Below are 13,678 nucleotides of genomic sequence, written 5' to 3'. Positions count from 1 at the left end.
AACATAATAAAGTTGTTTTTTTAGATTGCTGAGGAAGGAGGAAGTGTAAATGAGGATGAAGAGTCGAAAAACTGATTGGCCTGTGTTTATTATTAGCGGTGGTTCACTTTTATTATTTGTAATTGCAGTTTTTTTGAACAAGGATTATGTAGAGAGTGCGATTAATAACAGTTTCGCTTTTTCAATTAAATATTTTGGTGCCTTCTGGCAAGTTTTATTATTAGGTACATTTATTGTTGCGATGTGTATGGCGTTCTCCAAATATGGGAGAGTTAAACTTGGGGGATTAGAAAAACCTGAGATTAGTACGGCAAAATGGCTTGCTATTATTATGTCTACATTACTTGCCGGAGGTGGCGTTTTTTGGGCAGCAGCAGAGCCAATGTACCATTTGATGACGGTGCCACCAATACATGATGGTATATCTGCTGGAACGAAAGAAGCAGTTATGCCTGCTTTAGCACAAAGTTATATGCATTGGGGATTTTTAGCATGGACGATTTTAGGTACAATTAGTGCGGTAGTTATGATGTATGGACATTATCATAAAGGTATGCCGCTAAAACCTCGAACGCTTTTATATCCTATTTTTGGGGAAAAATTAAGAAAGAGCCTGCTTGGAACGATAATTGATGCAGCTGCAATTATTGCAGTAGCTGCAGGTACAATTGGCCCAATTGGATTTTTAGGTTTACAAGCAAGTTATGGGTTACAAGAATTATTTGGAATTTCTAATGTATTTACTACTCAATTAGCAATTATTGTTTGTGTAGTGGCCGTGTCTACCATATCGGCAGTAACAGGTATTGATAAAGGGATTCAAATTATAAGTAATTTAAATGTTAGATTAGCAATTTTGTTAATGGCATTCATATTACTATTTGGGCCAGGTGGATTTATTATTGATTCGTTTGTTTCTTCGTTTGGATTTTATGTAAGTGAGTTTATACCGATGAGCACATACCGTGGTGATACAAGTTGGTTAGGATCTTGGACAATCTTTTTCTGGGGATGGTTTATTGGATACGGACCAATGATGGCAATTTTAGTGAGTCGAATTTCAAGAGGGAGAACGATTCGAGAAATCATCATTGCAATTGGAATTATCGCACCTATTATTACAACGTTTTGGTTTACTATATTAGGTGGATCAGGTGTGTTTTATGAGTTAATGAATCCTGGTTCTATCTCGGATGCATTAAGTGAATCTGGTATGCCGGCAGCTATGATTGCAATTACAGGACAATTGCCACTTTCTAATATTATTGGACCAGCATTTCTTTTATTAACAATTTTATTTGTAGTGACAACAGGAGATTCAATGGCGTATTCCATTTCAATGGCAGTGACTGGAGACGGAGATCCTAGAATTAGTTTGCGAATTTTTTGGTCGCTTATTATGGGAGCAGTTGCAGCAATTCTTTTATATATGGGTGAAGGAAGTATTAATGCGCTACAATCGTTTATCGTAGTGACGGCAGTTCCGGTATCAATTTTGTTATTCCCGATGCTATGGTTAGCGCCTAAAGTTGCGGGAGAATTAGCATTAAAACAAGGTATTGTAAAAGAAGAAGATAAAACTGCATTCTTATTTCAGAAGGCTAGTAAATCAAAATAAATAAAAACGTAAAAGAGGAAGCATCTTAAATGAGATGCTTCCTCTTTTACGTTTAATCTAATACTTTTCCCTTTGTTTCTGGTACACATAGTAGCATTGTAATTAACCCGATTGGGTAGATGATAAAAATCAGGGATAATGCTCCAAGTAGGTTGCCACCTGTAGCGAGTAAGCCGATGATAACAGGCCCAAATCCAGCTAATCCACGTCCTGTACCGAAAATAAAGTTTTCTGCGGTAGAGCGAGCTTCAGCAGGATAGTTTTCAGCTAAAATTGCCCCAAATCCTCCCATCATTCCATTTGCAAAGAATCCAAGCAATGCACTTCCCCATAATAATAATGTTGAATCTGTGAATAAGAAGAAGTAAATGAGACAGTATACTGTACCGCCAATATAATAAATTGCAAAAGTTTTACGACGACCAATTTTATCAGCTAGAATACCAAAGGTTGCAATTCCAATTAGCATACCGATGGTAGAAATGAACATCCAGCCACTTGCTTTTGCTAATGTATAGTTATATTTATTTGCTAAAATAGTTGGCATCCATGTGAAGATTCCGTAATATCCGAAGTTCTGGATAAATGACATAATAATAAGACCGATTGTTGTGATTGTTACTTTTTTACTGGCAAATAACTTTCGAAGTGGGAATTTTTTTATATGTTTTAGTTGTTCTGCTTCAGTAGGTGTTAATTTACCTGCAGCTTCTTTTTGCAATAGTTCTTTTTTGTAGCGTTGTTTTTGCTCCCATATTTTCGGTTCACTTAAACTTTTACGGACATAGACAGCTAGTAAAGCTGGAATTAATCCAAATAAGAAAACGGCTCTCCATCCAAAATGCGGGACAATAAATGCTGGAAGGAGTGAAGCAACCAGTACACCAAATTGCCATCCAAGTGCAACAACAGATGTCGCTTTAGCGCGCATTTCTTTAGACCATGTTTCTGTTACAATGGCCATTCCGATTCCGAATTCACCACCAACTCCCATTCCAACTAAAAAGCGAAGAATTAATAATTGCCAGTAGTCTGTTGCGAAATAAATGAGTGCGGTTGCTAGTGAAAACAGTAAGATTGTGAAGGCCATTGTACGAATACGTCCAAATAAATCAGCAATAAATCCAAATAAATAAGAACCAATTAACATCCCTATTGTGGTAGCTAATGTTAAGTTTCCACCTTCAACAGGACTTAAGTGAAACTCTTTTAAAATATAGACAAGTACGAAAGATAATAGCAACATATCTAAACCTTCTGCTGCATATCCTAGCGCAGAACCAAATAATGTTTTATATCTTTTCGCTTTCGTCTCCTCTGTTATTTGTTGTACATCAGTAGTGACGTTCATTATTACTCCTCCTTATTTTCTACAGTCGCTATGGAAGAATAACAAAAGGCCTTCTCACCTGATATGATGAGAAGGTCAAAAAGCATACGTATCCCCAAGAAAAGAACATACGTATATTGTATTCCGACTTCCTTCTCAACCTCACGGGGTTGGGTTAAAGGCCTGTATTATATTACTTTATTTTTAGCACTCTTCTATTGTATTGTCAAATAAAGAGGAAGTTATTATGTGTAAAATATTTCAAAAAACATTTCGTTCTTCTTGACGCCGACTTCATTATTTTCCCATAATAAAACTAACTAAATAAAAAGGAATGAATCAAAGATGCTAAATTTAGTACTCATGATGATTGAACGAGTCGGACTTATAGTTATTTTAGGATTTTTACTCTCTCATATTAAAACTTTCAGGCGCCTCCTTCATAAACAGGACGGCTATGTAGATAAGCTTAAGCTTATTTGTATTTTTTCGGTATTTACAATTGTAAGCAATTACACTGGGATTGAAATAGCAGGAAATACGATTATGAATGAAAATTGGTTACAAGGTGTTTCTTCGTCAAGTACAATTGCGAATACACGTATTATGGGTGTTGGTATTAGTGGCTTACTTGGTGGCCCTATCGTAGGGGTTGGAGTAGGGTTTATTGCTGGTATTCATCGTTATATGCTTGGTGGTACGACAGCGCTAAGCTGCGCAATCTCTTCTATTTTAGCGGGGATTATAACTGGTTATATCGGATATATTTTCAAAAAATATAATCGTACAATTACTCCTAAGTTTTCAGCAGTTTTAAGTGTTTTTATCGTATCTTTAGAAATGCTTATGATTTTATTAATTATAGAGGATGGAATTAGCGTTGTGAAAACAATAGCGATACCGATGATTCTTGTAAATAGTTTTGGAAGTTTTATTTTACTTTCTATGATACAAGCTATTTTGCGTCAGGAGGAGAATGCAAAAGCACTTCAGACTCATAAAGTATTGCGTATTGCTGATAAAACGTTACCGTATTTTCGTCAAGGCTTAACAGAAGAATCGTGTAAGCATGTGGCACAAATTATTCACCGCTTTACAGGAACGGATGCGGTATCTTTAACAGATACAGAGAAAATATTAGCGCACGTTGGATTAGCATCAGATCACCATATTCCTTCACATAGTTTAATAACTGGTTTATCAAAAGAAGTTTTACATACAGGGCAAATAATGAAGGCGAAATCACGTGAGGTTATTAATTGCCAACATGAAAGCTGTCCCTTACAAGCCGCTATTGTTATTCCACTAACTTCACATGGAAATACGATAGGTACATTAAAACTGTATTTTAAAAATTCTAACCAGTTAAGTCGCGTTGAAGAAGAATTAGCAGAGGGGTTAGCAAAGATATTCTCCACGCAGTTAGAGTTAGGAGAAGCTGAGTTGCAAAGTAAATTACTTCAAGATGCGGAGATAAAAGCATTACAAGCACAAATTAACCCGCACTTTTTATTTAATGCGATTAATACAGTATCAGCTTTATGCCGAACAGATGTAGAAAAAGCAAGGAAGTTATTATTACAGCTGAGCGTGTATTTTCGTTGTAATTTGCAAGGGGCACGTCAGTTATTGATTCCACTAGAGCAAGAATTAAACCACGTACAGGCATACTTATCACTAGAACAAGCAAGGTTCCCAAATAAGTATGAGGTAAAGATGTATATTGAGGATGAGCTAAAGACAACTTTAGTACCACCATTCGTTCTTCAACTATTGGTTGAAAATGCATTGCGACATGCTTTTCCGAAGAAGCAACCAATATGCGAAGTGGAAGTGCATGTTTTTGAAAAAGAGGGTATGGTTCACTTTGAAGTAAAAGATAATGGACAGGGAATTGAGGAAGAACGTTTAGAACAATTAGGAAAGATGGTAGTTTCATCAAAGAAAGGGACTGGAACAGCTTTATATAATATTAATGAACGTCTTATTGGGTTATTTGGGAAAGAAACGATGCTTCATATCGAAAGTGAATTAAATAAAGGGACGGAGATTACCTTTATTATTCCAAAAAAAGTAGGGGAGGAAGAGCCGGGTGTTAAAAGTATTAGTAGTTGACGATGAAATGTTAGCACGTGATGAACTAAAGTATTTATTAGAGAGAACGAAAGAAGTTGAGATAGTTGGTGAGGCTGATTGTGTGGAAGACGCATTAGAAGAACTAATGCAAAGTAGACCAGATATTGTGTTTTTAGATATTCAATTATCCGATGATAACGGATTTGAAATCGCGAATATATTAAAGAAGATGAAAAATCCACCTGCAATTGTATTTGCTACTGCCTATGATCAATATGCGCTGCAAGCATTTGAAGTAGATGCGTTAGACTACATTTTAAAACCATTTGATGAAGAACGTATTGTGCAAACATTAAAGAAGTATAAAAAACAAAAACAAGCGCAAATAGAAACGAAGCACGAAATAAAGGGGACAGATGTAGCGGCAGAGATGCATAAATTAGCATTACCAATTGAAGAATCAATCGTACTTGTGAATATTGAAGACATTATATATGTAGGGCTTGTAGATGGGAAAGTAACAGTAAAAACAATGAGGGAAACGTATGTAACACATGATACACTTGTAATTTTAGAGAAGAAGTTACCACAAGCAAGCTTCATGCGCATCCATCGTAGCTTTATTGCGAATATTAATCATATTACTGAAATTCAGCCATGGTTCAATTCTACTTATAATTTAATCATGAAAGAAGGATCGAAAGTACCTGTTAGCCGTACATATGCAAAAGAACTCAAGAAGCTGCTTCGTATTTAAGAAGTAGCTTTTGTATTTCATCCTTTTATATTTGTAACTGATTCTGTATATTTGACGTTCCATTATGTAAACGCTTACTTTAGTGTTTATATCCTATACAATAAAGGTACCAAATCGAAAGAGGTGGCCAAAATGAGTACGAAAAAAGTATATAGTTTCTTATCACAAGCATTTATATTCTCAGCTATTATGTTAATTTCAAATATTATTGCAACGCATTTACCAATTCCAATGCCTTCATCGGTAATCGGGTTAGTTATTTTATTTAGTCTATTATGTTTAAAAGTAATTAAATTGGAGCAAGTTGAATCACTTGGAACAGCTTTAACCGGTATTATCGGATTCCTTTTCGTCCCATCAGGTATTTCAGTTATTAATTCTCTTGGTGTAATGGGGCAATACTTTGTACAAATTTTAACTGTAATTGTTGTAGCGACAGTTATTTTACTCGCTGTAACAGGATTATTTGCACAATTCATTTTAGGAAAAGATGAAAAAGAAACAGAAGATACAAAAGAATTGAAAGTAGTAAATAAAGGACGCAAGCACGGAAAGGTTGCGTAACCATTGAATTTATATATTGTTAGGAGGTAATGAACATGGCAAGCACAATGACTCCATATTTCGGAATCGTCGTTTCATTAATCGCATACGGAATCGGAACATTATTATTCAAGCATTCAAAAGGGTTCTTCCTATTTACACCATTATTCGTAGCGATGGTATTAGGGATTGTCTTTCTAAAGGTAGGTAACTTTACTTTTGAAGAATATAATACTGGTGGAAAAATGATTAGTTTCTTCTTAGAGCCAGCAACAATTGCATTCGCTATCCCACTATATAAACAAGTGGATAAGTTGAAAAAATATTGGTGGCAAATTTTATCAGCTATCGTGGTTGGATCTATTTGTTCAGTAATTGTCGTGTTCATTGTTGCAAAAGCAATCGGTTTAGATACAGCAGTAATGAATTCAATGCTACCACAAGCAGCAACAACAGCAATTGCGTTACCAATTTCAGAAAGTATTGGTGGTATTCCTGCAATTACGTCGTTTGCGGTTATTTTCAACGCAGTTATCGTATACGCATTAGGAGCATTATTCTTAAAAACATTTAGAGTGAAACATCCGATTGCAAAAGGTTTAGCACTTGGAACAGCGGGCCATGCATTAGGAGTTGCAGTAGGAATTGAAATGGGTGAGGTAGAGGCAGCGATGGCAAGTATTGCTGTAACGGTAGTTGGGGTTGTAACAGTAGTTGTCATCCCGATGTTCATGCCATTCATTGGATAGTAAAACTTACTTAAAAAATAAGAAAAGCAAGCTATTTGTAGGACAGATTTCTACTGATAGCTTGCTTTTTATGTTACAGTAGTGGTAAGACCTATTTAAAAAAATGTAAGTTTCCTTAAATCTTCATTAATACTATGTAGAATACGTTTTGAATTAGGTCATTGTATTGTAAAATAAGAAGTAAGCTACTATATACCTGTTAAGGTAGGCATATAATGAGTTTATAAAAATCTTAATATGAATGAATAATTAAAAGTAGAAAAGAGAGAGAAATCTACTTATTAACGTTTTAGTTTATAGGACAGGAGAGAGTATTCGTCGATTATGCAAATAAAAAACCTGTTTCAAAGCAAAGGATTTCAGAGGTTACTCGTATTAGTAATACTTGCTCTCGTGTTATACGGGCTGCAAAGTATGTTGAATTTAATATTAATTACGTTTATTCTCACGTATTTAATGGATCGATTCCAAAAGTTTATTTCCCGCAAATTAGATCATTTCATGCCTATTAATCGAAAAATTATTATAGCATTTCTATATGTAATGTTAATTGGTGGAATTGCTATTACTCTATTTAAATATTTACCAGTATTAACGATACAAATTTCACAATTGATTTACCAATTCAATGTATTTTTAAGAAACCCACCAGATAGTGAACTAATTAAGTATGCAGTTAATGCTGTCAATCATATGGAGCTTTCTAAATATGTAGGACAAGGCGTAGACATTTTGTATAAATCAATTACGAATGTTGGTAAATTTGGCCTTCAAGTTTTACTTTCTTTAATTTTGAGTTTGTTTTTCTTACTAGAAAAATCTCGTATTGTTGGTTTTACTGCAAAGTTTAAAGAAAGCAGGCTTGCAATTTTCTATACTGAAATTGAGTACTTCGGTAAGAAATTTGCACGTTCATTCGGAAAAGTAATCGAAGCACAATTTTTAATTGCAGTTGTTAACTGTGTTTTATCCGTGATTGCACTATGGATATTAGGATTCCCGCAATTATTAGGTTTAGCGTTAATGATCTTCTTGCTTGGCTTAATTCCAGTAGCGGGGGTTATCATTTCGTTATTCCCACTTTGTATGATTGCTTACAATATTGGCGGTATTATGTACGTTGTTTATATTTTAGTTATAGTAACAGTGATTCATGCGCTTGAAAGTTACGTATTAAATCCGAAGTTTATGTCACAAAAAACAAATTTACCGATTTTCTATACTTTTATGGTATTAATTTTCTCAGAGCACTTCTTAGGTGTATGGGGACTGATTATCGGTATTCCAATCTTCATTTTCTTACTAGATGTTTTAGACGTGACAAGTGATGAAATTGAGAAGGATGTTGGAACAAAATAAAGTGAAGTAGAGAAAAAGCATCGATGTTCGATGCTTTTTCTTTTATAACATTATGTTTCTTATGCCATACTGTAAGGAGAATATAGAATAGGGGTGAAGTAATGGCTGTAAATGAAAAGATAGAATTGGCTACATTTGCTGGAGGGTGTTTCTGGTGTATGGTTTCTCCATTTGAAGAGATGGAGGGAATTATACAGGTTGTTTCAGGTTATACAGGCGGTCATAAAGAGGACCCAACGTATAAAGAAGTATGCTCAGAAACAACAGGACATTATGAAGCGGTACAAATTACATTTGATGCAAATAAAATGTCGTATGAGGAATTGTTAAATATATATTGGAGACAAATTGATCCGACCGATATTGGAGGACAATTCCACGACCGCGGACAGTCTTATGAAACAGTGATTTTTTATCATAATGAAGAACAACATAAAAAAGCAGAAGCCTCAAAAGAAGAACTTGAGCAGAGTGGGCGCTTTTCAAAACCAATTGCGACAAAAATATTGCCAGCAGCTACATTTTATCCAGCTGAAGAATATCATCAAGGATATCATAAGAAAAATACATTCCGCTATGAGTTATATCGTAAAGGCTCAGGACGAGATGCTTTTATTAAGCAACATTGGCCAAAGGATAATGCTCATTTAAAAGAAAAACTCAATGAGATGCAGTTTTATGTAACGCAGGAAAATGGTACAGAACCACCATTTCGAAATGAGTATTGGAACCATAAAGAGGAAGGTCTTTATGTAGATATCGTTTCAGGTGAGCCGTTGTTTACTTCTCTAGATAAATTTGATAGTGGATGTGGATGGCCTAGTTTTACAAAACCAGTTATGTCAGCAAGTGTGAAAGAAAAGATGGATGTAAGTCATAATATGACTCGTACAGAAGTGAGAAGTAAGGAAGGAGATTCACATCTTGGGCACGTATTTCCAGACGGTCCAGGACCAGATGGTCTTCGTTACTGTATTAACTCTGCAGCCCTTCGATTTATTCCAAAAGAGGAATTAGAGAAAGAAGGATATGGTGATTTCCTAATCGTATTCGGAAATAAAAAATAACCTCGCTAACTGCGAGGTTATTTTTTTGTTATTTTGCTTTTTTCTTTTTGAACTTGCTTAATACTTCATAAACGATTGGAACAATAAGAAGTGTTAATAACGTTGAACTTGTTAATCCACCAATTACTGTTACACCAAGTCCTTTAGAAATTAAGCCGCTACCTTCAAATCCTAATGCAAGCGGGATAAGAGCCCCGATTGTTGCAATTGCAGTCATTAAAATCGGACGAAGGCGTGTTGCACCAGCTTCTAATAAAGCTTCACGTGTTGATAGACCTTCATTTTCTTTATGAATAACGCGGTCGATAAGCACGATAGCATTTGTTACAACGATACCAATTAACATAAGCGCACCGATCATTGCAGATACACTTAATGTTTCGCCAGAGATTAATAAGGCGACAAGAGCTCCGATAATTGTAAATGGTAGCGAGAATAAAATTGCGAATGGTGCAAGGGCACCGCCAAATGTAACGACAAGAACGAAGTATACAATGGCAATCGCAGCTAACATCGCTAGGCCAAGTTGCTTGAATGATTCTTGAATATCTTTAGTAACACCGCCCATAGAAACATCTACACCAGAAGGAAGATCCATTTTATCTACTTCTTTTTGTACTGCAGCAGATGCTTTTGAAACGTCATCAGATGTTAATTTGGCACTAACCTCTGCATAAACACGGCCATCTCGGTGTGTTACTGTATTCGATGTTTCGCCTTCTTTTACAGTCATAACATCTTTCACAGCTACTTCATTACCAAGTGGTGTTGTAATTTTACGATTTGTTAAGTCATCGATTGTTTCATAATTTTGTTTTTCAGCTTCTACATATACATTGATATCTTTACCGTCTTTTTTAATTGTTGTCAAAACAGGTCGATCATGTTGATTAGAAAGTCCCATTCCAATTTGAGCAGCCGTTAAGCCCATTTTACTCAGCTTTTCTTGATCTGCGACTAAAGTGTACTCTGCATATGTTTTTGCAATACTAGAATCTATATCTTTTAAGTCTTTATTTTTCTTCATGATATTTTGAATATCTTTTACGACAGGCTTAATGTCTTCTGAGCTATCTCCGTAAACGTATAGTTTAATTTCATTACTACCGCCACTTGCTCCGAAGTCTTGGTTTTTCCATTCACCTTTTCCAGATATCTTTTGTAAATCTTTCACGACTTGTTCTTTTTCTTTTTCAAAGTTTTTCGTGTCGTTATCATATTGCACGAAGAACATTGCTTGGTTTGATTGACCAGGACTCATTGGATTCTCTCCACCTAATGAGAACTGAATTGTTTTGACGTCTTTATTATCTTGGAAGTGCTTCTCAGCTTTTGTTGCAATTTTTTCAACGTCTTCTAACGTTTGACCTGGTTCAGGATTATATGTTGCAATAATCATTTTTTCTTCTTCAGAAGGTAAGAAACTTACACCGATAACTGGTACAAGTGCAAGACTACCAACCAATAGAAGGACAGCGATACTTGATGTAATAATTTTGTGATTTAAAGCCCATGCAAGTATGCGTTTATAACCATTTGCTAATTTACTTGGTTTTTCTTCATGATGTACTTCTTTTTCCCTCATACTCTCTTTCTTAAATAAAGAGTGAGCTAGCATCGGTACGATTGTAACAGCTACTAGTAATGATGCTAATAAAGCGAAGACGATAGTTAAGGCGAATGGTAAGAACATTTCACCAATCATACCTTTTACTAGTCCAAGTGGTAAAAATACAGCAATTGTTACAATGGTAGAAGACATAATTGGGATAAACATTTCTTTCGTAGCTTCACGAATTAAATCTTTTCCGCGCAATTTCTCTTCTGATAACGACATACGTCGGTAAATATTTTCAATAACAACAATTGAGTCATCGACAACGCGGCCTATAGCAACGGTCATTGCTCCAAGTGTCATAATATTAAGCGTAATATCCATTTGCTTTATGACTAAAACAGCAATTAATAAAGAAAGTGGTATTGAAACGACAGAGATTAACGTTGTTCGAATATTTCGTAGGAACAGCATAATAATAACAATCGCAAAGATAGCACCGAAAATTGCTTTGCTCAGCATTGTTTCAACTGATTTTTCAATAGGTGCACCTTGGTCGAATGTTGAAATAATCTCTAAATCTTTATATTTTTTCTCAAGATCTTTTACTTTATCTTTTACTGCATTTACAACATCAACTGTATTTGCATCAGAGGCCTTCACAATTTGAATTCCAATTGCTTCTTTTCCATTTGTTCGAGAAATGGATTCTGCTTTCCCAACTTCTTTAATATCAGCAATTTCGTCTAATGTAACTGTTGGAATCCCGTTCATAGCAGCTGGATTCATTTGTGGCGTTTGTGCGCCAGCGCCAGCATTTTGACTACCTTGACCGTTAGGTGATGAAGGTATAGCTGGGATTTTAAGTTCTTTTAATGTTTTAATCGTTGTAATATTGCCATCTACAACAACTGATTTTTCCGTGTCCTTAAATGTGTATAAGCCAAGTGGTAAAGATACATCCGATCCCTTAATCACATTTTTTACAGTATCTTCACTTAGTCCTAGTTCTTTCATTTTATCTTTCTTGAAGACGAGCTGTACTTCATCTACTTGTTGACCTGCAATTTGAACAGATGCCACACCATCAAGTCCTTTTAATCCTGGTACAACATTTTTTTCTACATTTTCAGTTAAGGTAGCTAAAGATTCATTCTTGCTTGCTACGCTTAACGAAATAACTGGAAAAGCATTGAAGTTTACTCGTGAAACCTTAGGGTCTTTAACACCGTCAGGGAGCTTTACATTTGTGAGAGCTTCTTTAATTTCTGTTTCTGCTTTTTCCATATTTTTATCAAAATCGTATTCTACTTGAATAGAAGATGCGTTTTGAAAAGATGATGAGCTAACAACGTTAACACCACTTAAATTTTGTAGTTGTTCTTCCATCGGCTTTGAAACTTTATCGGCTACTTCTTCTGGTGTAGCACCAGGATAGACCGTAGTTACTGTCACAATCGGTGTTGTAATATCAGGAATTGTTTCCAGCTTCATATTGAGGCCAGAGTAAATTCCCGCAATAGTAACAATAATGGTTAGTAGCCAAACTGCGAACTTATTTTTTAACGAGAAATTGATGATTTTGTTCATGTTTGCGCTCCCTTTTTATTATATTGACCAACTGGTCAGTCTAATACATAATATAACTGACCGTTTGGTCAATCGTCAATAAAAAGAGATGGTATAATAAATCCATAATAAGATGCGAGATTAAATTTAGGAGAGAAGATATGAAAGAAAAAGAGCGTTTAATTATAGAATCGGCTATGAAGTTATTTGCGACTAAGGGTGTAAATGCAACGTCGGTACAAGAAATCGTCACCACTTGTGGTATTTCAAAGGGAGCTTTTTATTTGTACTTTAAATCGAAAGATGAGCTTTTATTAGCGACACTTCGATATTATTATGACAAAATTCAAAAGAAAATGCTGGATATTGAGCAAGAGTCTTTGTTACCACGTGAAAAATTTGCAAAACAATTACATTGTCAGTTTAATGATATACAAAAGCATAAAGAGTTTATTATTATGCATGCGAGAGAAAATGCGATTCCGTTTAATAAAGAAGTGGAAGACTTTATGATGCGGATGAAGTTAGAGTCTCATGCATTTTATCGAAATAGTTTATTGTCCATTTATGGTAAAAAGATTATGCCATATTTATTGGATTTAGTAATTATGGTGGAAGGCATATGCCGTGGGTATTTAGAATTAATTATTTTACAAGCAACAGAAATTGATTTATCTTACGTCTCTGCTTTTATTTTAAAAAGAGTAGATAATCTAGTAGATGGCTTGGTAGAGTCTTCGGAAGAGCCTATTTTACATGAAGAAAAGCTTGGAGAATTTCTTTGTAAATCAGAGCTCATTAAGGAACAGGTTAAAGAGCATTTTTTAAAAGAAATTATTGGATTTAAGCGCACTCTAGCTGATCAATTAGAGGACGATGAGCTGCTAGTAACATTAGATGTTTTAGAGGCGGAAATGCGATTGCTTAATCCAAGAATTCCGGTAATTAGAGGTATGTTAGCAAATTTAGAGGTGTATCCGGAATTAAAAGAATTTCGCTTACGCCTTATAGGATACTACAATATAAAAAATTCTTAATAAAAAACTCCTTGTCTA

10 protein-coding genes are annotated in these 13,678 nt (G+C 35.1%); 8 read left to right on the top strand and 2 right to left on the bottom strand.

Features of this window, described 5'->3' with window-relative positions; all coding sequences use genetic code 11:
* Window positions 1-49 precede the first annotated feature (49 nt).
* Complete coding sequence (locus BUA87_RS15260) at window positions 50-1,618, top strand: BCCT family transporter (protein ID WP_072940184.1); 1,569 nt, start codon at window positions 50-52, stop codon at window positions 1,616-1,618.
* Between the two features lie 52 nt (window positions 1,619-1,670).
* Here BUA87_RS15260 and BUA87_RS15255 read toward each other — a convergent pair whose 3' ends face one another.
* Entirely contained in the window at window positions 1,671-2,969 is a 1,299-nt protein-coding gene (locus BUA87_RS15255) for an MFS transporter (protein ID WP_016513283.1), read from the bottom strand.
* 324 nt (window positions 2,970-3,293) lie between these two features.
* On the opposite strand from BUA87_RS15255, the gene lytS reads away from it, so the two are divergent.
* From lytS to msrB, 6 genes are all read left to right on the top strand, one after another.
* Window positions 3,294-5,063: a two-component system sensor histidine kinase LytS gene (gene lytS / locus BUA87_RS15250; RefSeq protein ID WP_071713897.1), complete on the top strand. Its 1,770-nt coding sequence runs from the start codon at window positions 3,294-3,296 to the stop codon at window positions 5,061-5,063.
* Window positions 5,041-5,781 (top strand): LytR/AlgR family response regulator transcription factor, encoded by a 741-nt coding sequence (locus tag BUA87_RS15245; RefSeq protein WP_000921848.1) that lies wholly within the window; start codon window positions 5,041-5,043, stop codon window positions 5,779-5,781. Before lytS ends, BUA87_RS15245 begins: the two co-directional genes overlap by 23 nt.
* Before the next feature lie 132 nt (window positions 5,782-5,913).
* On the top strand, window positions 5,914-6,345 hold the full coding sequence (lrgA, locus tag BUA87_RS15240) for an antiholin-like murein hydrolase modulator LrgA (protein ID WP_000104901.1): 432 nt from the start codon (window positions 5,914-5,916) through the stop codon (window positions 6,343-6,345).
* Window positions 6,346-6,380: 35 nt separating this feature from the next.
* A complete protein-coding gene (gene lrgB / locus BUA87_RS15235) occupies window positions 6,381-7,073 on the top strand; it encodes an antiholin-like protein LrgB (protein WP_000168869.1) in 693 nt (230 codons plus the stop codon).
* A 324-nt stretch (window positions 7,074-7,397) separates the two neighbouring features.
* Entirely contained in the window at window positions 7,398-8,432 is a 1,035-nt protein-coding gene (locus BUA87_RS15230) for an AI-2E family transporter (RefSeq protein ID WP_001166009.1), read from the top strand.
* Between the two features lie 101 nt (window positions 8,433-8,533).
* Window positions 8,534-9,499: a peptide-methionine (R)-S-oxide reductase MsrB gene (gene msrB, locus BUA87_RS15225; RefSeq protein WP_071713899.1), complete on the top strand. Its 966-nt coding sequence runs from the start codon at window positions 8,534-8,536 to the stop codon at window positions 9,497-9,499.
* 28 nt (window positions 9,500-9,527) lie between these two features.
* Here the strand turns inward: msrB and BUA87_RS15220 are convergent, their stop codons facing one another.
* On the bottom strand, window positions 9,528-12,644 hold the full coding sequence (locus BUA87_RS15220; protein ID WP_071713900.1) for an efflux RND transporter permease subunit: 3,117 nt from the start codon (window positions 12,642-12,644) through the stop codon (window positions 9,528-9,530).
* Between the two features lie 140 nt (window positions 12,645-12,784).
* On the opposite strand from BUA87_RS15220, the gene BUA87_RS15215 reads away from it, so the two are divergent.
* Window positions 12,785-13,660 (top strand): TetR/AcrR family transcriptional regulator, encoded by an 876-nt coding sequence (locus BUA87_RS15215; protein ID WP_071713901.1) that lies wholly within the window; start codon window positions 12,785-12,787, stop codon window positions 13,658-13,660.
* Window positions 13,661-13,678: the final 18 nt, after the last annotated feature.

The sequence above is a fragment of the Bacillus sp. bc15 genome (assembly GCF_900142585.1).
In the GTDB taxonomy this organism is placed as follows: domain Bacteria; phylum Bacillota; class Bacilli; order Bacillales; family Bacillaceae_G; genus Bacillus_A; species Bacillus_A cereus.
Note: the sequence above shows the minus strand (reverse complement) of the source record. Positions and strands in the feature narration are given on the sequence as shown.

What these genes read in the sequence shown, in the direction of transcription:
- BUA87_RS15260 (WP_072940184.1), top strand. Translation starts at nt 50, where the DNA reads ATGAGGATGAAGAGTCGAAAAACTGATTGGCCTGTGTTTATTATTAGC.
- BUA87_RS15255 (WP_016513283.1), bottom strand. Translation starts at nt 2,969, where the DNA reads ATGAACGTCACTACTGATGTACAACAAATAACAGAGGAGACGAAAGCG.
- lytS (WP_071713897.1), top strand. Translation starts at nt 3,294, where the DNA reads ATGCTAAATTTAGTACTCATGATGATTGAACGAGTCGGACTTATAGTT.
- lrgA (WP_000104901.1), top strand. Translation starts at nt 5,914, where the DNA reads ATGAGTACGAAAAAAGTATATAGTTTCTTATCACAAGCATTTATATTC.
- lrgB (WP_000168869.1), top strand. Translation starts at nt 6,381, where the DNA reads ATGGCAAGCACAATGACTCCATATTTCGGAATCGTCGTTTCATTAATC.
- BUA87_RS15230 (WP_001166009.1), top strand. Translation starts at nt 7,398, where the DNA reads ATGCAAATAAAAAACCTGTTTCAAAGCAAAGGATTTCAGAGGTTACTC.
- msrB (WP_071713899.1), top strand. Translation starts at nt 8,534, where the DNA reads ATGGCTGTAAATGAAAAGATAGAATTGGCTACATTTGCTGGAGGGTGT.
- BUA87_RS15220 (WP_071713900.1), bottom strand. Translation starts at nt 12,644, where the DNA reads ATGAACAAAATCATCAATTTCTCGTTAAAAAATAAGTTCGCAGTTTGG.
- BUA87_RS15215 (WP_071713901.1), top strand. Translation starts at nt 12,785, where the DNA reads ATGAAAGAAAAAGAGCGTTTAATTATAGAATCGGCTATGAAGTTATTT.